This window comes from Streptomyces sp. NPDC090127 (assembly GCF_044746945.1).
GTDB lineage: Bacteria > Actinomycetota > Actinomycetes > Streptomycetales > Streptomycetaceae > Streptomyces.
The window spans coordinates 333,815-353,202 of sequence record NZ_JBIVDE010000002.1 but is presented as its reverse complement, the minus strand read 5'-3'; the positions used below and the strand labels follow the sequence as shown (position 1 = coordinate 353,202).

Below are 19,388 nucleotides of genomic sequence, written 5' to 3'. Positions count from 1 at the left end.
ACCCGTCCGTGCCCGTCCCCGGCCCCAGGCCTTCGCTCCCGAGGAGTCCCCAGCATGACCGCTCCCCCCGACCACGGCGGAGACGCCGTCGGTGGTCCCCTCGGGGACGGAACGTCGCCGGCCGCGTCCGGCGCCGTCCCAGGGACGTTCCGTCCCGCCGCCGGGGCGGACATGGTCCCGGCGCCCAGGAACGCCGCGGGCGACGGCGCGTACGCCGTCGCCACCGGCACCACCGTCCCCTTCGATGACCTGCCCGGTGAGTACCTCCGGCACGAGGACCCGGCCGTCGAGTCCGGCGCCGGGGACCACTCGACCGTCGGCCGGCTGGCCGCGATGGTGGAACGTCTCCGCGGGGAGGTACGGGCGGCACACGCCGCGGCCGACGGACGCGCCCTCATCGAACTCGCCAAGGGCATCATGGTCGAGCGGTTGAGGTGCGGCCCGGTGCAGGCGGCCCGCCAGCTCGCCGAACTGGGCGCGCAGACCGGGCTCTCGCCGCTGGAGCTGGCCGCCGACATCATCAACCAGGCCGCCCACGACCAGGTCGCCGAGGTGACCGAGGACTTCGTCCGGCGAGCCGTGGACGAGTCGGCGGGGGACCACGAGGACGAGCCGTCCGTCGGGGTGCGGTTGCGCACGGCCGAGAGCGGCGCGCTGAACGCGGGCGACACCCAGGCGGTGGCCGAGTCCCTCCTGGAACACGCCCTCGCGCCGCTGGGAGCCACGGGCGTCGCCGTCTGGACCGCCGGATCCGACGCCTCGCTCACCCTGCGCGGCCACGCGGGCTTCGGCACCGACGAGCCCGTCCGCTGGCGCTACGTACCGCCGGGGGTGTCCACCGTCGCGCGGCAGGCCCTCACCGAGCGGCGCACCGTGTGGTTCTCCTCGCTGGGCGCCACCGGTATTCCCACCATCGGGCACACCCGGAATCCCGACGGCGGCCGCGTGGCGGTGCCCGCGGGTACCGGTGGGCGTATCCACGGCGTCCTGGAGATCTGCTGGTCCCAGCCGCTGGAGCCGCAGCCCCAGGCGGTGGAGCGTCAGATCGAGGCCCTGGCGGAGCTGTGCGCGCACACCATCGACCACCCTGGCGCCGACCCCACGCAGCTGCGGGAGCCGCCGGGCGTCACCGAGCTCGTGGACCTCTCCGACGGGCTCTACGACCCCGCGCTCGTCCTCACCCCGTGCCTCGACGGGGACGGCCGGCTCCACGACTTCCGTATCCGGCACGCCAACGACCACTTCCAGGACCCGGCGGGGCGCCCCCGCAGCGCCGTCGACGGCGCCCTGCTCCTGGAGGCGTACCCCACGGCCGCCGCCGAGGGGGAGCTCTTCGACCGGATCGAGCGGGTCTACGCCACCGGCGAACCCTTCCGCGCCCACCGCGCGCCGCTGACCGCGCTCGTGGACCAGGTGGCGCTGGCGTCCACCGCCGACCTCAGCATCAGCCGGCACGGCGGCGGAGTCCTGCTCATCTGGCGCATCGAGGACGAGGCGGCCCGGCTCGCGAACCTGCTGCAGCACGCCCAGCGCCTCGGCCGCATCGGCGGCTTCGAGGAGAACGTCCTGACGGGTGAGATCACCTGGAACGGCCAGCTCTTCGACCTGTACGGCAGGGAGCCCGCCGACGCCCCGGTCTCCCTGCGGGACCTGGCCGCCCACGCACACCCGGACGACGCCGTCGCCATCGGCCGTTTCCTCCAGGCCGTGCTGGGCCACCGGCGGGCCACCTCGACCGCCTTCCGGCTGATGCGCCCGAACGGCGTGGCCCGGCACATGCGGGTGATCGCCGAACCCGTCCTCGCGGCCGACGGCCGGCTCCTGGCCGTCCGGGGGGCGTACCAGGACATCTCCTCGCAGCACTGGACGGAGGTCGCCCTGGCGGCGACCCGCGACCAACTGGCCTTCACCGAACAGGAGTCGGCGGAGCGCAACCGGCTGACGCTCCAGCTGCAGCACGCGATCATGCCCCCCACCAACGGGCCGCTCGACGCGCCGGGGCTTCAGATCGCGGTGCGCTACCGTCCGGCGGAGACGGAGTCCCTGGTCGGCGGAGACTGGTACGACGCCGTGGTGCTGCCGTCCAAGAAGATACTGCTGTGCGTCGGGGACGTGGCGGGCCACGGCATCGAGGCCGCCACCGGAATGGTCGTCCTGCGCAACGCGATGCGCGGACTCGCCATCACCGGAGCCGGCCCCGCGCAACTGCTCTCCTGGCTGAACATCGTGGCGTACCACCTCACCGAGCGTGTGACGGCCACCGCCGTCTGCGGCATCTTCGACCCCGAGAACCGCACCCTGCGCTGGGCCCGGGCCGGACACCTGCCCCCCGTCCTCGTGCGCGGCCCGAAGGCCACCACGCTGCCGATGCTGGGCGGGCTGTTGCTCGGCGCGCTCTCCGAGGCCGAGTACGAGGAGTCGGAGGTCCAGCTCGAAGCGCAGGACACCGTGCTCATGTACACCGACGGCCTGGTGGAGCGCCGGGACACCGCCGTGCACGACTCGCTGGCCCAGTTCCTCACCACGGCCCAGGTCCCGGCCGCGACCCTCGAAGGCCGCCTCGACACCCTGCTGACGCAGAGCAAGTCCGACACCGACGACGACACCTGTCTGATCGGCGTACGGGTCGGCTGACCAGGCCGCCCCTCCCGGAATTCCGGAACACCCTTCCCGACCCCGAACACGACCGCGAAATGAGGATCAGCATGTCCCAGTCCCTGCCGAACCTGGACGTCGAGGTGGAGATCCGCGACGACGCCACGGCGGTGCTGTCCGTGGGCGGCGAGCTCGACATGGAGACCGCCACCCTGCTCCACCACCACCTGGCCAACCAGTTCCTGCACGGCCGCCGCCACCTCGTCCTGGACCTGTCCAGCCTGTCGTTCATGGACTCCTCCGGCCTGAACGTCCTGATCAGGGCGGCGCGGGACGCCCGCGAGGCCCGGGGTGACCTCCATCTCGTAGCGCCGACCCCGGCCGTACGACGCATCCTGGAGATCACCGGTCTGACCATGACGACGCCGCTGCACGCGGATGTGGCGGAGGCGCTGACCGCCGCCGGCCAGGCCGGATAGCACCCGGCCGGACGGAAGAGAAGCAGGGGCACGTGGACGAGATCGCCGTTGTCGAGCAGGCGCTGCGCAGGGCCGACCCGCACATGCTGCTGAGCGTCGTGGACGAGGCGCTGCGCACGTACTACGGCGCTCGGCGGGCCGAACTCAGGCTGGCCGATTACGGCCTGCGCTCCCTCCAACTGGTGGGGAGCAGTGCGGACGCCGTCCAGCCGCTGTCGATCCACAGCAGTCCGCAGGGGCGGGTGTTCGGCTCCCAGGAGCCGTACATCACCCGGACGGCCGACTCGGTCGAGGCGCATCTGCCGGTCACGGTCCGAGGGGACCGCCTGGGCGTCCTGACGGTGACGATGCCGGCGGAGCAGGACCTCCCGCCGCTGCTGCCGGATCTGCTCCACCTCTGCGAGGCGCTCGGCCACGAGATCCTGGTCGCCGAGCGCGACACCGATCTGTACGTCCTCGCCCGGCGGGCCGCCCGGCTGACGCTGGCGGCCGAGATGCAGTGGCAGCTGCTGCCGGGGCGTTCCTGCTCCCGCCCCGAGTTCTCGCTCGGCGCGCACCTGGAGCCCGCGTACGCGATCTTCGGGGACAACTACGACTGGTCCGCCTCGGACGACCATCTGACCCTGACGGTCACCAACGGCATGGGGGAGGGCATCGAGGCCGCCCTGCTGACCAATCTCGCCATCAACGCGCTCCGCAACGCCCGCCGGGCGGGCCTCGGCCTCGCGGACCAGGCGACGCTGGCGGACCAGGCCGTCTACGCGCAGTACCGCGGCAGCGCCCATGTCTCCGTCCTCCTGTTGCGCTTCGACTTCACCACGGGTGAGGTCGAAGCCGTGGACGCCGGTTCGCCGCGCCTGTGGCGGCTGCGCGACCGCACGGTCGAGCCGGTCGCCTTCGACGCCCAGCTGCCCCTGGGGATGTTCGAGGACACGGTGTACGCGACGGAGCACTTCACGGTCCGCCCGGGCGATCGGCTGCTCTTCGGCAGCGACGGGGTGTACGACGCGTCGTCGCCCGAGGGGGAGAGCTACGGCGACAAGGCGCTCGCCCGGGCGCTCACCTCGACGAGGCTGTTGCCCCCCGCCCAGGTCCCCGGCGCGGTCCTGCGCCGGCTCGCGGAGTACCACGGGGACACGCCCCTGGAGGACGACGCGCTCGTCGTGTGCCTCGACTGGCGGGGACGGGAGCAGCCGTCGGAGAACGCTCACCCCTGACGGCCCCGTTCTCCCACCGGAGCAGGTCAGCCTGACCAGGTGTCAACAGTTGCCGCACGGCAACTGTATCCTTGGGGCAACACGCCTGGCTCGTGCTCGGGGGTGAGCGCGTTGGCGGCGATCAGAGGGTGGCAAGTGGGGCAAGGGGTGTGTGACCGGGCGGCGATCACGGTGCGCGGAGGTCAGGCGGACCGGGCGTTCCCCAACGGCGGACTGCGGCGTGGCGAGGGATTCGCCTTGTCCAACGCGTCGTGGAATCCCGTCAGCCCACGCAGCAGTGCCTTGCGGGTCGTCGGGGTCATGGCGTCGATGACGGCCAGCAGGGCCCTCTCGCGCTGGGCCCGAAGGTCCCGCAGGTACGCCTTGCCCCGGACGGTCAGGTGCAGTTCGAGCTGGCGACGGCTCACCGGGCTGGGCAGCCGCTGCACGAAGCCCAGGGCTTCCAGCCGGTCGCACATCCGGCTCACCGACGGCGGTGCGGAGCCGAGCGTCTCGCCCAGGGCGCGGAGGTTGATGCCCTCCTCCCGATCGAGGCTGTACAGCACGCGGAGCTGAGAGGCCGACACGGGCGTGGAGGACACCATGTCCCGGCCGCGCTCCCACATCACCTCCAGGAGCTCGATGAGCTCCCTCGCTGCCTCCGTCGTCTCTCGCGGCTCCCGCTCAGAGGGGTCGGGGTCCGTGTCCATGGCTACTGACACTCCTCAGGCGTCCGGGGCCGCGGGCGTCGGTCTCGCGACGCGCCGGTCATCTACATCTCTCCAGAAGGCGGTACGGATTCGGTGGATCGACGCTCGCCGGTGGGACGCGCTCTGCGTGAAGCGCCGGCACACCGCCTCCTGGACCCCCTCCGTATCGATCTCGTGCAGCAGTTCGGCGCTGTCTCCGCCGACCTCCTGCTCGTCGACTACGGGCAGACGGAGCTGCGCCCGGTCGAGCCCGTACAGGGTCCGGTCGAGCCCCAGCCCATGGAATCAGGGCCGGCGGGTCGCGCCTTCGCCACACAGCAACCATATCTTTCCGGGGAAGACGGCCCCACGGCGACCGCGTTCCTTCCTGTGTCGGTTCGCGGCGATCGCTGTGGCGTTCTTGTGGTCGTCCTCCCCGCCGAGCGTCTCGCGCCGGGGACGACGTCGGAGCTCGCGGACCTCGCGGAGATGCTCGGACACGCGCTGCGCGTCGCCGACCGGCACACGGACGTCTACCGGCGGACGCGCCGGGCGCGCGCCCTCAGCGTCCCCGGCGAGATGCAGTGGGACCTGCTGCCCGGGCGTGCCTGCGTGAGCGAGGAGTTCGATCTGCACGCCCACTGGGAGCCGGCGTACACCTCCGCCGGTCACGTCCTCGACTGGTCGGTGACGGGGCACGGTCTCACCCTGGTCGTCGCCGACGGCACGGGCCCCGGGGCCGAGGACGTCCTCGTGAGCAACCTCGCCCTGAACGCCATCCGCAACGCCCGCAGGGCCGGACTCGACGTCGTCGGCCAGGCGAGCCTGACGGACCAGGCGCTCTACGGCCAGTACGGAGGCGAGCGGCCGCTCTCCGCCCTCCTGATGAGCCTCGCCCGGCACAGCGGCGAGGTGCAGGTGGTCGACGCGGGCTCGCCCACCGTCTGGCGCAGCCGCGGCGCCGTCGTCGAACGGTTCGATCTGGAGCGTCAGCTTCCGCTCGGCATGTTCGAGGACACGGTCTACGTGGCCCAGCGACTGCGGATCCTCCCCGGCGACCGGTTGGTCTTCCTCGCCTGTGACCGCTTCGAGCCGACCGAGGGGGGACAGGGCCGGGCGCCGGATCGTACGATGCACCGGGTGATCGAGTCGACGCGTCATCTGAGTGCCGCGAACCTGCCCCGGGAGGTCGTGCGCGCGCTACGGTCCCAGGGAGGCCCCACACCCGAGGGTCTCCTGGTCCTCTGCCTGGACTGGCACGGAGACCGAACGGCCGACCGGACGGATGGGGCGCACGAGGAGGGGTAGTACACCTGTGCGCAACCGTCCTCGACCCTGTCGCGTCCCTCACTTTCGGGGCCCGGCGATCAGATTTCTCGGCTGCGGACGGTATGAGAAGGCCGTACAGGGGATACGCGATGAACAGGGCGTGGAGTGCGGCCGTCACGCGAGGGAGGAAGAACGATGGGCGAGGTGATCGCCAGGAGGAGCGCGGTGCGTCGGCCCTCGCTGTCCGCGAGCGTGGCCTACGACAGCGCGGACGCGGGGGACAGCGTGATCGCGTCCGCTCGGGACTTCACCGCCGACTTCCTGACCGCCGCACCGGCGGCGGGAGGCGCGCCGGTGTCCCAGGAGCGCATCGATCTGGCGCGGCTGGTGGTCAGCGAACTGGTGACCAATGCGGTGCGGCACGCCCCGGGGCCCTGCCGCGTGCTGCTCGAACTGTTCGAGGACGCGGTCGACATCTCGGTCTTCGACCGGCTCGACGCCTCGCCGGTGCCGCGGCCGCACGACCCCCAGCGCATCGGACAGCACGGGGTCGAGATCGTCATGGCGGTCTGCGAGAGCGTCAGCGTGGAGCCGAGGCGGTCGGGCAAGCGCGTCCGGGCCCGGCTGTCCCTGGCGTGAGCTGACCCCGCCGGGCGGACGGAGCCGGCCGGAGTCGTCGGCCGAGATATTTCCCCGAGAACTTTCTGACATGCCTCGCGAAAGTCGGGGTAAGCGAGCCCCGCACGGGGGTAACAGCAGCCGACGACGAGAGAAGGTCATCAGAGTGCCGACTGCGGTGACGACGGATACGAGGACCGGTGTCGAGACGGGGAGGGAGGACCTTCCCGTCATCGAGTCTCCCCGCAAGGTCGCTCCGAAGGACGCGCGTCAGCTGTCGAAGGTCTTCTTCGACAAGCTGGCGGTACTGGAGGAGGGCACCCACGAGTACCAGTACGCACGCAACACCCTGATCGAGATGAACATGTCCCTCGTGCGCTACGCGGCCGGCCGGTTCCGGGCCCGCGGCGACGAGATGGAGGACATCGTCCAGGTCGGGACCATCGGTCTGATCAAGGCGATCGACCGGTTCGACCTCTCCCGGGAGGTGGAGTTCACCAGCTTCGCCGTCCCCTACATCGTCGGCGAGATCAAGCGCTTCTTCCGTGACACCTCCTGGGCGGTCCACGTACCCCGCCGGCTGCAGGAGGCCAGGGTCGAGCTGGCCAAGGCGACCGAGGAGCTGAGCACCCGGCTCGGGCGCGCGCCGAGCGTCGCGGAGCTGGCGACCCTGATGAACCTCTCGGAGGACGAGGTCATCGAGGCGCGGATAGCGGCCAACGGATACAACTCCACGTCGCTCGACGCCGCCGTGGGTTCGGACGGCGAGGACAGCGACGCGGCTCTCGCCGACTTCATCGGGGTCGAGGACCCGGCGCTCGAACTGTTCGAGAACTTCCATACGCTCGCCCCGCTGCTCGTCGAGCTCGACGACCGCAGCCGCACGATCCTCCATCTGCGCTTCGTGGAGGAGCGGACGCAGTCGGAGATCGGCAAGGAGCTCGGCATCTCCCAGATGCACGTCTCGCGTCTGCTCTCCCGGAACCTGGAACGCCTGCGCAAGGGCATGCTCGACCAGGCGTAGTCGGGCAGAGCCCCAGACCAGCGGAACGGCCGCACCAACCCCCTTCGGGTGCGGCCGTTCCGTGCTGTCGGCTTCTCTCGCAGGTCGTCTCGCGGGTGGTCCGGGCGGCCCGGCCGGCCCGTCAGGAGACGCGCCGGTCCGCCGTGACGGAGCCTCACTCCGACTTGCTCGCCTTGCGGCGCGACCGCCGCTTCAGCGACTGCCGCTCGTCCTCACGCAGGCCACCCCAGACGCCCGTCACCTGGCGGGAGTCGTCCATGGCCCAGCGCAGGCATTCCTCGCGGACGGGGCAGCCCATGCAGACCTCCTTGGCCTCCTCGGCCTGGATCAGCGCCGGTGCGCCGGTCCCCACCGGGAAGAAGAGGTCGGGGTCGACGTCCTGGCAGGCTGCGCGTGCTCGCCAGCTCTCCACCATCAGTTCCTCCTGTCCAATCAGAGTTGTCTGTCCGTGTTCGCGGAGCGTGTGCTACGGCTGCCCGAACAGGTGAGGGGTCTCGGCCGCCCAGTCGATCCGCGCGGCCTCGCTTCCGTCGGGCACGGCGACGTACGTCTCAGCCAGCCAGGTCCGCAGGCGCTCGCGGTCGACGTCGACCACGGCGAACGCCCCGGCCGGACCCAGCCGCATGCGGACGCGGCCTTCCCTCCCGCCACCCCGCAGCGGCCACAGCCGCACGTCGCCCGCGCCGCTCAGGACCCGGGCCCCGGAGCGCAGCAGCTCCCGCGAGAGGGTCCAGACGACGACCCGGCCCAGCGGCGCGCGAAAGGTGACGCGCACGGCCCACGGGTCGTCGGGGTCGTAGTCGAAGGTGGCGTCCACGGGCAGGTCGATCCCGCCCTGCACCTGTTGGGCGGTGGTGTGCCAGGACCGCACCGCGGGTGCAGGGGGCCGCTGCTGCGCGGTCTCGTGCCGGTTCGATTCGGACATCGTCGCCCAATCCGTCGGAGGCATCGCGCCGCTGGCTGAGCAGCAAACGCCGGTTCTCCCCCTCGTAACCGCCGACACGGATTTCACGCACGCTCACGCCGAGAGGGGCGAGAAAACTCGCCGATGGCCGAAAAACCTCGGGCAGGAGCCAGGCGTTTCGGGGTCAGGGGGTGGGTGGGGGGTGGCCGCCGATGCCCTGGAGGTCGGGTTGGTGGGCCAGGGATCGGCGGGCCGGGTCGGTGAACGCGCGCTCCACCGACGCGTGCAGCAGGTCCAACTGGGTGTGCACCGAGGGGTGGTGCTGCGGTGGCAGGGCTTCGAGGAGGCCGTCGAGCATGGCGCGGAGCCTGCGGCAGATCTGTGTGGACGAGCCTCCGTAGTCGCGGATCTCGCAGACCGCGAGCTGGAGGTAGTCGTCCCAGGTGCGTCCCGGGAGCACGAGCCGGGGATCTCCCTGGGCGTCGGCCAGGACGTAGCGGCCGGGGAGGGGCGACCTGCCGACCGTGTGGAGGAACCACTCGATGTAGTTGATCACCTGCACGGCGGTCGTCGGGTCGTTCACCGCGGGGGACAGCGCTCGGATGGCGATGTCGACCAGGATCCGCAGCGCGAAGGCGGGATCCTGCTCGATCGTGCGCTCGGGCCCCAGGGCGATGCGGTCAGTCACCCGCGCCGGATCCGGCGCGGACCTGCCCCCGTGGACCTGGACCAGCACGGTGCCGGGCGGCACGAAGTCCCCGATCAGCCGCGTCGCGACGAACACGCAGTCGTGGCGGGCCGCCTCCGCGACCAGGCCGGGCGCGTCGAAGGCCTGGACGGCCCCTCCCCGTACGGTACGGACGGGCGTCACCGGTCCGCCGGACGGCACGGCTCCGGTTCCGTCCGCGCGGGGCGCGGCGCCCCGGATCGCCGCCGCGCCGGCGGTGAGGACGGCCTCTCCCAGGCGCGTGACCAACTCCGCGATGGCCACCGGGCGGAGGCTGTGGGTGAACCGGTTGAGATAGATGAGCAGGAGCACCAGACTGACCGCCACCGCGGCACCGGCCAGGGTGACCCCGAGGTCCGGGACCGACGCGGACTCGACGCTCCGCAACAGCGAGAAGGCGAACGCGAACGTCCCCGTGAAGGTCGCCAGGACCGCCTTCTGCAGCCGGTCCCGGTACCAGAGGCGCATGTACCGGGGGGAGAGCGTGCCCGTCGCCTGCTGCACCACCAGCACCCCGATGGTGACGACGAACCCGAGCAGCGCCACCATCGCGCCCACGATCGCGGTGAGCACGCCGCTCGCCGTCGTCGCGGAGTAGTGCCAGCCGCTCGGCGGCCAGTCCGCGCTGTCGACGGCGAGGGCGGCCTCGGCGAGCAGCGCGCCGAGGACGAGCCCGAGCATCGGCACGATCCACAGGCTGGCCTTGACGTACTGCCGCAGCCTGAAGCGGGCCCCCCAGGACGTCATGCCACCCATGCACCGCCCCTTCACCGACGGGACCACCGTCACCTCACGGTAGGGCGGTTCCCCGGCCCCCGCAGCGGGAGCACCCCCCTCACCGCGTGCCGTTCGCTCGTCAGGACGGAAGCGATCCCCTCGGCCTAAGCTGATCGGGGTGACGCCCGGTCCCTCGTCCTGGCGTGACGGTGCCCCGGATGCGGTCGGCCGGGGCTGAAAGGGGTCGACGATGGACGACTATCCCCTGATCGAGGACCACGGCCTGATCGGTGACCTGCAGACCGCGGCGCTCGTGACGACCGACGCGACGATCGACTGGTTCTGCTGTCCACGGTTCGATTCCCCCAGTGTCTTCGGCGCCCTGCTCGACCGGCGCAAGGGCGGCCATTTCACCGTGCGGCCGGCCGCCGAGACGTACACCACCAAGCAGCTCTACTTCCCGGACACGGCCGCCCTGGTGACGCGCTTCATGACCGAGGCGGGGGCCGGGGAGGTCGTCGACTTCATGCCGGTGACCGGGGCCACCGCGACGGACCGGCACCGGCTCGTCCGTACGCTCCGCTGCGTACGCGGCACCATGACGTTCGAAGGGGAGATCGCCCCGCGCTTCGACTACGGCCGCACGCCGCACGACCTGCACATCACGGAGAACGGCGCCCTCTTCACCTCGCGGGACATGGACCTCGCCGTCCACGCCGTCCGCGCGCCGCGGGACGAGCGGCTGCTGAGCGTCCAGTCGGGCGACGGCGACTACCGCTTCTCCCTGACCCTGCGCGCGGGGGAGCAGCGCGGCATGGTCATGGAGTCCGCCCCCGACGGGCCTCCGCGCGTGATCGGCCTGGAGGAGTTCCAGGGGCTCTTCGACCAGACGGTCCGGTTCTGGCGTTCCTGGCTGGGGCAGTCCACCTACTCCGGCCGCTGGCGCGAGGCGGTGGAACGTTCGGCGGTGACGCTGAAGCTCATGACCTACGCCCCGACCGGCGCCCTCGTCGCCGCGCCCACCACGGGGCTCCCCGAGCAACTGGGCGGTGAGCGCAACTGGGACTACCGGTTCACCTGGATCCGTGACGCCTCGTTCTCGGTGTACGCCCTGCTGGGGCTGGGATTCACCGAGGAGGCGTCCGCCTTCATCAACTGGCTGCACAACCGGGTGAAGCAGAAGGCGGGCGAGGGGAACGGCTCCGGACCGCTGAACATCATGTACCGGGTCGACGGCTCCGCCGACCTGGTCGAGGAGACGCTGGACCACTGGGAGGGCTACCGCGGCTCCGCCCCGGTCCGGATCGGCAACGGAGCGGCGAACCAGCTCCAGCTGGACATCTACGGCGAGGCCCTCGACAGCATCTACTTCGCCCACGAGCACGGCATGCACCTCGACACCGGAGGCTGGAAGGCACTGCACACGCTGCTCGACTGGCTGGTCGACCACTGGGACCAGCCCGGAGAAGGGCTCTGGGAGACCCGAGGAGGCCGTAAGGACTTCACCTACGGGCGGGTGATGTCCTGGGTGGCCTTCGACCGGGCCCTGCGCATCGCCTACGACGACGGCCGTCCCGCGGCCGGCGGACGCTGGGTGGACGCGCGGGACGCGATCTACACACAGGTGCTCGACCGGGGGTGGGACCCCGGGAAGCGGGCCTTCGTGCAGCACTACGGTGACGATGTGCTCGACTCGGCGCTGCTGCGCATGCCGACGGTCGGTTTCATCACCCCGGACGATCCGATGTGGAAGTCCACCCTGGACGCGATGGAACGCGAGCTGGTCAGCGACAGCCTCGTCTACCGCTACAACCCCGAGGCCTCTCCCGACGGGCTGCGCGGTTCGGAGGGGACGTTCTCCCTGTGCACGTTCATGTACGTCGACGCCCTGGCCCGGGCCGGCCGCACCGACCTGGCCCGCCTGGTCCTGGAGAAGATGCTCACGTACGCCAACCACCTGGGCCTGTACTCCGAGGAGATCGACCTGACCGGGCGCCAGTTGGGCAACTTCCCGCAGGCCTTCACCCATCTGGCCCTGATCGACGCCGCGATCACCCTGGACTCGATGCTCCGGGACCCGCGGCGGACCAGACGGTAGGACGCGGCGCCCCGCCCGCCTCTCAGCGCGGTGCGGTGGGGGAGGGGGCCCCGAGCAGGACGACGGTGTCCCCCTCCCGCGGGACGGCCTCCCGCCGCTCCGTGACCGGGTCCAGCCGGTGGTCGGCCCGTACCACGAAGAGCGTGTCGGCCTCCGGCGGCACCGGGACGGCGGCCGGCTGCACCAGGAACCGGGAGCCCCGCTCGTAGCGCTCGGCGAGGGCGTGCCGGACCAGGGAGCGGCCGAAGAGGATGTCGCCGCCGGTGTACGGGGCGACCACGCCGTGGCCGTCGTGCGGCGGCCCCACCCGGTAGACGGGGCCTTCGACGTTGTCCTGCATCACGATCGAGCCGAGCGCGTTGAAGTCGTCGTCGTCGGTCGCCAGGAAGACGGCCGTGACACCCTCCAGCCGGGCCCCGGGGTTGATGGCGGTGGCCAGCAGGTCACCCTTGGCCAGAGCGAGGCCCGCGCCCTTGATCCGCTCCCGTTCCTCGTCGAGTCCCGCCCACATCAGGACGTCGAGGCCGGCGGAGCGCAGGGCCCTGCCCAGGTCGACCACCCACGGCTCGCCGCCCACCAGGAGGACGCGCGTGCCCTCCGTCCTGACGACCCCCAGCCGTCGGGCCACGGGCGCCGCCGTCAGCGCGTACAGCAGAACGGTTGCCACGATCACGAGGAAGGTGACGGGCAGGATCTTCGCCGCCCCGGGCACGCCCCGTTCCACCAGGCCGGAGGAGAAGGCCGACGCCGTCGCCGCCGCGACGATGCCGCGCGGGGCCATCCAGCCGACGAAGGCGCGCTCACCGCGGGAGAGATCCGTGCGCGCCGCCGCGCCGAAGGCCACGACCGGTCTGACCACCAGGACGAGGATCGCGATCAGTCCGAGGGCGGGGAGGAGCACCGGCACCAGGGACGCCGGGGTGACGGTGGAGGAGATGGAGATGAACAGCAGCCCGATGATCAGGTGGACCAGAGTCTCCAGGAACGGCCGGCGCGCGGGCATGTCGAAGCCGCGGATGTGGGAGACGGCAAGGCCGGCCACGATGGCGGCGATGAGGCCGGTGTCGTCCCGCACGACGTCGCAGCCCGCCGACACGCCGATCACGATGGCGAGCTGTGCAAGCGTTCCCAGGGTCTCGCCGAGCCGCAGGGTGCGCAGGGTGAACCACAGCAGCGCCGTCGCCACGACCCCGCCCGCCAGCCCGAGGGCGAGGCTGAGGGCGAACTGGCCCAGCTGGTAACCCCGGCCGATGTCGACCTGGTGCGACGAGGCGACCGCGTGGAAGGTGAGGGCGCCGAGGATCGCGCCGATCGGGTCGGTCAGCGTCCCTTCCCAGATCAGGATGCGCCGCATCCTGTCGCTCGGCCGCACGAAGTCGAGGATCGGGCCCACGACCGTGGGTCCCGAGACGACGAGGATCATGCCGAGCATCGCGGCGACGCGCAGCGGCATGTCGAACATCGCGGGCGCCACCGTTCCGGTGACGAGGAAGGTGAGCAGCACCCCGTACACGAGCAGCCTGCCCACGATCCCGCGCGTGTGGTGGGCGAGCTTGCGCAGGTCGAGTCCCAGACCGGCGTCGTAGAGGATGACCGCGACGGACAGCGACACCAGGGCCGAGAAGTCCGGCCCCAGCAGACGGTCCGGGTGGATGACGTCCGTCGTCGCGCCGACCGCGAACCCGACCGGCAGCAGGATGATCAGGGCGGGGACACGCAGCTTGTTCGCGAGGATCTGCGAACCGGTGGCGAGCACCACCGTCAGGGCGAGCCCGAGAAGGATCTCGTCGTCGGTCACCGCGGTGCCTCTCCTCGCAGCTCGGAGTCGAGGTGGGCATACGCGCCTGCGCCGATCGTGGTGGGGAGAGGCCGGACCGGGTTCATCCGCCGGTGGCGAAGCCCGGGAAGAGGGTCATGCCGCCGTCGACGTACAGCGTGGTGCCCACCACGTAGTCCATGAGGTCGGAGGCGAGCGCGACCACGGCGCGCGCGATGTCCTCGGGGTCACCGATCCGGTCGTACGGGATCAGCGTCAGCAGGTCCTCCCGCGCTTCCGGTGTCTCCCAGGCCGAGCGGTTGATCGGAGTTCTGATCGCCCCCGGGGCGACCGCGTTCACGCGGATCTTCTCCGGCGCGAGCTCCTGGGCGAGGGTCTGCATCATCATCTGCACCCCGCCCTTGGAGGAGGCGTAGTTCACGTGCCCCGACCAGGGGATGAGCTGGTGCACCGAACTCATGCAGATGATCTTGCCCGCGGCGCGGGACACCTCGGGGACCACGCCCCGGCGCCGGAACTCCCTGGTCGCCTCCCGCGCGCACAGGAACTGACCGGTGAGATTGACGTCGAGGACCTTCTGCCACTGGGCGAGGGTCATGTCCGTGAGCCGGGCGTCCCGCTGGAGTCCCGCGTTGGCGACCAGGATGTCGATCGTCCCGAACTCCTCGACCATCCGGTCCGTCATGGCGACGACCTGGTCCTCCTGGGACACGTCGGCCTGGTACGCCGCCGCGCGCACACCGAACGAGGTGATCTCGTCGACCACCTCCCGGGCGGCCTCGGGCCCCGCCACGTAGTTCACGACCACGTCGGCGCCGGCCCGGCCCAGACCGATGGCCGTGGCCTTGCCGATGCCCGAGTTGGCGCCGGTCACCAGGGCCTTCTGACCGTGCAGCAGACGCGCCGGGATCACATCCCGCGGCGTTCCCGTCGTGGAGTCCATGTGCGCCCTGCCCTCTCGCTGCGCGCGGCTGCGATGCGCCCGGCGGCAGCTCGGCCGGGCAGGGTCACGCAACCACCCGGAGGGGCGGACGGCACCCTACGTGCGACGCCGTTGGGCCATTGGGCCGAGCAGCTTCGCCCCGATGGGCCAGAGCCCGATCGGAGCTTCGTCGGCGGACCCGCGGTCGGCGGACCCGCGGCCGACCGGAGCTTCGGGCGCCGGTCGCGGTCGGCCGGAGCTTCGGGCGCCGGAGCCGCGGCCGGGCCGGTCGCGGTCAGCCGAGACGCGTCAACAGGTGATCGCCGACCCGCAGCGCGTTGGCGATCGCCGTCAATGAGGGGTTGACCGCGCCGATGCTCGGAAAGAAGCTCGTGTCGACGACGTACAGGTTGTCGAGATCGTGGGCCTTGCAGTTCACGTCCAGCGCGGAGTGGGCGGGATCGGTGCCGAAGCGCACGGTGCCCGCCTGGTGCGCCGTCGCACCGATCGGCATGCCTTTGTGCAGATAGATGCTGTGCGACAGCAGATGGTGCTCGTGCATGCCCAAGTGGCCGAGCATGCCCTGCAGTTTGTGCCGCAGGCGACGTAGGCCCTCGACGTTGTTCTTCTCGTCGAGAACCAGCCGGATCCGCGCGTCGCCGTCGAGGGTGACCCGGTTCCCCGCCAGCGGCAGGTCCTCACCGCACAGCCAGAAGTCGACGGCGTGATGGGCCAGCACCTCGAACGGCATGTCGGGTGTCACCGCGCCGGCCCACCGGGGGGCCTCGCCATGGATCTGCTCGGCGTCCGACTTGCCCAGCATCTGGATGCCGCCCAGCGGGAAGTCCCAGTCGTCCGCACCGAGATACCAGTCGTGGAGGGCGAGGGTCTTCTGGAAGGTGGTGTCGTTGGGCTCCTTCGAGATCGCCATCAGGGCGAGGTTGTTGTGCCGCATGTAGAACCGGCCCACCACGTCCGAGCTGTTGGCGAGTCCTCGGGGATGGTGCTCGTTCGCCGAGGCCAGCAGCAGGGCCGCGGAGTTGACCGCCCCGCAGGAGACGACCACCACGTCCGCCGTGTACCGCACCTCGGAACCGTCCGCCAGACGGCCGACGACCGCGCTGACACGGCGACCTCCGGCATCGGTCTCCAGGCGGACCACCTGGGTGTGCGTGACCATCTCGACGTTCGGGTGCTCCAGAGCCGGCCCGACGCAGATCACCTCGGCGTCGGACTTGCCGCGCACCGCGCACGGGAAGCCGTCGACCCGGTCGCACCGGATGCAGACACTGGAGTGGGCGGCCCGTCCGCCGTTCTCCTGCGTGAGATCGACACCGATCGGCAGGTGGAACGGGTGCAGGCCACGCCTGACCAGATCGTCGCTCAGCTGCTGGATGCGGGGCTCGTGCTCCACCGGCGGACGGGCGTACTGCGCGCTCACCGGGCCCTCGCCGGGATCCTCGCCGTGCCGCCCGTGCACCAGGTAGAGGTGCTCGGCCTGCGTGTAGTACGGCTCCAGCTCCTCGTAGCGGATCGGCCAGGCGGGCGAGAGACCGCCGTGGTGCCGGAGCTCGCCGAAGTCCTCGGGCCGCAGCCGGAAGAGGGCGGCTCCGTAGAACTTGGTGTTCCCGCCGACGTAGTAGTTGACCTCGGGCGGGAACTCGGTGCCGTCCTTGTCCAGCCAGAACTCCGGGGCCCGGTACTTGGCCTTGACGAACACGGCCGTCGAGTCCCAGTTGTCTCGCTCGCGCGGCAGGTACCCGCCGCGTTCCACGAGGAGGACGCGTCTGCCCGACGGGGCGAGGCGATGGGCGAGCGTGCCTCCGCCGGCACCGGTGCCGATGATGATGACGTCGTGATGAGACGCGTCGCCCACGGCGACCACCGTCCTAGAGGTCATGGCCCCGACCTGGTGTCAGGCACCTGGCGCCCGGCCTGGGCGCGGGCCCTGCGGTCCTCCCCTCCGAAGGTATCGGCGCGCTCCGTCATCGGCGACCGCAGTGGCCGTCACGGGCGTGGGCCGGCGCTGGTCACAGCAGCGCGATCGGGTTCACGGGGGACCCCGTGGCGCCCGGCAGCCGCAGCGGGGCGACCACGCACAGGAAGCTCCAGCGCCCCGCCCGCGCGCAGACCGGCACGAGGTCCTCGAACCGCAGGTAGTCCATGAGGAGAACGCCCAGGGCGTGGATGGCCAGGACGTGTACGGGAAAGGCGACGCCCTCCACCGCGCTGGGCGCGGTGTCGTTGTTGCCGTCTCCGCCGAGGACCGCGACCTCGCGCTCGGCCAGGAACTCGACGGCGGTCGGGTGCAGGCCCGCCCGTGCCCCGGCCACGTCCCACGGCCCGAGTTCGGCGCGCCGCAGCCGATGTCCCGTCCGGACGAGGAGCAGGTCTCCCGGACCGACGTGGACGCCCTGCGCGTCCTCGGCCGCCGTAAGGTCGTCCGACGTCACCTGGTCGCCCGGCTCCAGCCAGGGCACGCCGCGCAGCCGCGGGACGTCCAGCAGCACACCCCGGCCGACGACGCCGTTCGCCAGCAGGTCCACGGAGAGCCGGCGGGCGCCCTCGGCCGACAGGGCGCTCGCGGGCACCCCGCCGTACAGCTCGCCGTCGAACACCACATGGCACAGGGCGTCGAGATGGCTGTCCGCGTCGCCGTGCACGTTCATGGCGAATCGGTCCGTGGCGAAGCACAGGGCCTCGGAGCGGAGGTCGCCCGGGCTCGGCCCGGTCATCCGATGCACGGCCGGCTCGGGATCGTCGGGGCCTCGCACGGTCTCGATCTCGGCGGCCAGCGACACCGTGCGTCCGGTGCGGACCTCGGCGGCGGCCGCCGCCACCCGTTCAGGAGTCAGGTGGCGCAGGGCGCCACAGCGACCCTCCACCGCGGGCCGCGCCGCCGCCCGGCTCCGCAGACGCCCGTAGAGCGCCCGGAATTCGACCGCGGTCATCGCGCCTGCCGCCGAGGGCTCGAAGGACGGTGTCATACGTACCCCCAGGGGCTCGGCCCCCGGCCGAACAGCCCCCGGCCGAACAGCCTCCGGCCGAACAGCCTCCGGCCGAACAGCCGTCGGCCGTCCACGAGGTGGTCGCGTCAGTCCCGCATCGGTGAGGGAGCGACGCACAGCCCCCAGATGACGAGGGCGTCGATGGCGATGAACAGCAGGGCCCACCAGGGCGTGTAGGGCAGCCACATGAAGTTGGCGATCATGCTGAGTCCTGCCAGTCCCACGCCGACGACCCGGGCCCAGGTGGCGCCCGAGAAGAGGGCGGCACCGGTGAGCGCGATCAGAATGCCCAGGATGAGGTGGATCCAACCCCAGCCGGTGAGGTTGAGCTCGTAGACGTAGTTACGCGTGGTCAGGAACACGTCGTCCTTGGCGATGGCGGAGATGCCCGCGAGCAGCGTCATGACGCCGCTGAAGATCATGATGACGGCGGCGAACACCAGCCAACCGCTGCTGTGCCCTTCCGCTCGCCGACCGGGTGCTGTCGCATGGTTCGTCATGAAAGGCTCCTCCGTGCTCGGATACCTCCAATTTGACCCTCCTTGCCCTCGGCCGCATGTCGGCGGGAGGGGGGACGCGTGTCGCGCGGACCATCGGCCGTCCCTGCGCCTGCCGGCGGCTCTTGGTGCCTACCGGCGGCTCCTGGCGCCTCCTCAGGCGAGGACGTTGACGGCGCGGGCCACCACGAGCCCGAGGATGAGCAGCGAGACCAGCGACTGGACGCCCATGGCGATCTTGGCCCAGGGGGCCAGGGGCATCACGTCGGTGGGGCTGAAGGCGGTGGCGTTGGTGAGCCCGAGGTAGAGGTAGTCGACGAAGCGGGGCCGCCAGCCGGCGGGGCTCAGCCGGGGCTCGAGCTGTTGGGGGAAGGCGAGCGCGGGCGTGGCGGGCATGCGGTGGGCGCGGGCGGCGGCCCCGCCGCTGTCGAGTTCGAAGTACAGCAGGGAGAAGGCGAGGACGGTGCAGGCCCACACCGTGCCGCCGGACTGCAGCAGACTGCCGGCGGAGGCTGTCTCCTTCCCGCCGTGGACGATGTCGTCGACGAGTTGGACGGTCGACCAGACGGCGCTGAGCGCCAGAATGCCGACCAGGGCGATGGACGTCATGCGCAGCACGGCCGAACGCCGGTCGATCCGGCCGGGGTCGCCGGCGATGAGCGCCAGCAGCAGCAGTCCCTCGACGGTGGGGATCACCCAACGTGGCGCCAGGCGCAGGTCGTCGGGGAGCAGGAGTGTCAGCGCCATGGCGGCGACGACGGCCGCGGCCATGGGCCAGCGTGCCTCACCGAAGGACTCGGGCGGACTCGGACTCTCGGTCGGCTCGGGGATGCGTCCGGTCACGGTGGCGGGCCCTTGCGTTCGAGTG

17 protein-coding genes are annotated in these 19,388 nt (G+C 71.5%); 7 read left to right on the top strand and 10 right to left on the bottom strand.

Annotation, left to right across the window (positions count from 1 at the left end; translation table 11 throughout):
• Positions 1–171 precede the first annotated feature (171 nt).
• The 3 genes from ACIPPS_RS07320 to ACIPPS_RS07310 all read left to right on the top strand — a co-directional run bounded on the left by ACIPPS_RS07320 (position 172) and on the right by ACIPPS_RS07310 (position 4,291).
• Entirely contained in the window at positions 172–2,634 is a 2,463-nt protein-coding gene (locus ACIPPS_RS07320) for a SpoIIE family protein phosphatase (protein ID WP_401429506.1), read from the top strand.
• Positions 2,635–2,705: 71 nt separating this feature from the next.
• On the top strand, positions 2,706–3,074 hold the full coding sequence (locus ACIPPS_RS07315) for an STAS domain-containing protein (RefSeq protein WP_401427971.1): 369 nt from the start codon (positions 2,706–2,708) through the stop codon (positions 3,072–3,074).
• A 32-nt stretch (positions 3,075–3,106) separates the two neighbouring features.
• The gene (locus ACIPPS_RS07310) at positions 3,107–4,291 is read left to right on the top strand and encodes a PP2C family protein-serine/threonine phosphatase (protein WP_401427969.1); all 1,185 of its coding nucleotides are present in this window, start codon (positions 3,107–3,109) and stop codon (positions 4,289–4,291) included.
• Between the two features lie 182 nt (positions 4,292–4,473).
• Here ACIPPS_RS07310 and ACIPPS_RS07305 read toward each other — a convergent pair whose 3' ends face one another.
• On the bottom strand, positions 4,474–4,980 hold the full coding sequence (locus ACIPPS_RS07305) for a MarR family winged helix-turn-helix transcriptional regulator (RefSeq protein WP_401427967.1): 507 nt from the start codon (positions 4,978–4,980) through the stop codon (positions 4,474–4,476).
• A gap of 111 nt (positions 4,981–5,091) precedes the next feature.
• Between ACIPPS_RS07305 and ACIPPS_RS07300 the strand changes: the two genes are divergently transcribed.
• From ACIPPS_RS07300 to ACIPPS_RS07290, 3 genes are all read left to right on the top strand, one after another.
• Positions 5,092–6,267: a PP2C family protein-serine/threonine phosphatase gene (locus ACIPPS_RS07300; protein ID WP_401427965.1), complete on the top strand. Its 1,176-nt coding sequence runs from the start codon at positions 5,092–5,094 to the stop codon at positions 6,265–6,267.
• 156 nt (positions 6,268–6,423) lie between these two features.
• Complete coding sequence (locus ACIPPS_RS07295) at positions 6,424–6,867, top strand: ATP-binding protein (protein WP_401427963.1); 444 nt, start codon at positions 6,424–6,426, stop codon at positions 6,865–6,867.
• A 157-nt stretch (positions 6,868–7,024) separates the two neighbouring features.
• Positions 7,025–7,870 carry an RNA polymerase sigma factor SigF gene (locus ACIPPS_RS07290; protein WP_401427961.1) on the top strand — a complete coding sequence of 282 codons (846 nt, stop codon included), beginning with the start codon at positions 7,025–7,027 and terminating at the stop codon, positions 7,868–7,870.
• Positions 7,871–8,024: 154 nt separating this feature from the next.
• On the opposite strand, the gene ACIPPS_RS07285 is transcribed toward ACIPPS_RS07290, so the two are convergent.
• The 3 genes from ACIPPS_RS07285 to ACIPPS_RS07275 form a co-directional block, all read right to left on the bottom strand.
• On the bottom strand, positions 8,025–8,282 hold the full coding sequence (locus ACIPPS_RS07285) for a WhiB family transcriptional regulator (RefSeq protein ID WP_401429504.1): 258 nt from the start codon (positions 8,280–8,282) through the stop codon (positions 8,025–8,027).
• A gap of 54 nt (positions 8,283–8,336) precedes the next feature.
• The gene (locus ACIPPS_RS07280) at positions 8,337–8,795 is read right to left on the bottom strand and encodes an SsgA family sporulation/cell division regulator (protein WP_401427958.1); all 459 of its coding nucleotides are present in this window, start codon (positions 8,793–8,795) and stop codon (positions 8,337–8,339) included.
• Positions 8,796–8,958: 163 nt separating this feature from the next.
• Entirely contained in the window at positions 8,959–10,257 is a 1,299-nt protein-coding gene (locus ACIPPS_RS07275; RefSeq protein WP_401427956.1) for a DUF2254 domain-containing protein, read from the bottom strand.
• Positions 10,258–10,468: 211 nt separating this feature from the next.
• Between ACIPPS_RS07275 and ACIPPS_RS07270 the strand changes: the two genes are divergently transcribed.
• Positions 10,469–12,316 (top strand): glycoside hydrolase family 15 protein, encoded by a 1,848-nt coding sequence (locus ACIPPS_RS07270; RefSeq protein WP_401427953.1) that lies wholly within the window; start codon positions 10,469–10,471, stop codon positions 12,314–12,316.
• 22 nt (positions 12,317–12,338) lie between these two features.
• Here the strand turns inward: ACIPPS_RS07270 and ACIPPS_RS07265 are convergent, their stop codons facing one another.
• From ACIPPS_RS07265 to ACIPPS_RS07240, 6 genes are all read right to left on the bottom strand, one after another.
• Entirely contained in the window at positions 12,339–14,114 is a 1,776-nt protein-coding gene (locus tag ACIPPS_RS07265) for a cation:proton antiporter (RefSeq protein ID WP_401427951.1), read from the bottom strand.
• Between the two features lie 82 nt (positions 14,115–14,196).
• The gene (locus ACIPPS_RS07260) at positions 14,197–15,036 is read right to left on the bottom strand and encodes an SDR family oxidoreductase (protein WP_401427948.1); all 840 of its coding nucleotides are present in this window, start codon (positions 15,034–15,036) and stop codon (positions 14,197–14,199) included.
• A 274-nt stretch (positions 15,037–15,310) separates the two neighbouring features.
• Complete coding sequence (locus tag ACIPPS_RS07255; RefSeq protein WP_401427940.1) at positions 15,311–16,915, bottom strand: GMC oxidoreductase; 1,605 nt, start codon at positions 16,913–16,915, stop codon at positions 15,311–15,313.
• A gap of 130 nt (positions 16,916–17,045) precedes the next feature.
• Entirely contained in the window at positions 17,046–17,966 is a 921-nt protein-coding gene (locus ACIPPS_RS07250; RefSeq protein WP_401429502.1) for a cyclase family protein, read from the bottom strand.
• Positions 17,967–18,109: 143 nt separating this feature from the next.
• Complete coding sequence (locus ACIPPS_RS07245; RefSeq protein ID WP_401427938.1) at positions 18,110–18,523, bottom strand: hypothetical protein; 414 nt, start codon at positions 18,521–18,523, stop codon at positions 18,110–18,112.
• Between the two features lie 153 nt (positions 18,524–18,676).
• A complete protein-coding gene (locus tag ACIPPS_RS07240; protein WP_401427936.1) occupies positions 18,677–19,363 on the bottom strand; it encodes a hypothetical protein in 687 nt (228 codons plus the stop codon).
• Between the last annotated feature and the right edge of the window lie 25 nt (positions 19,364–19,388).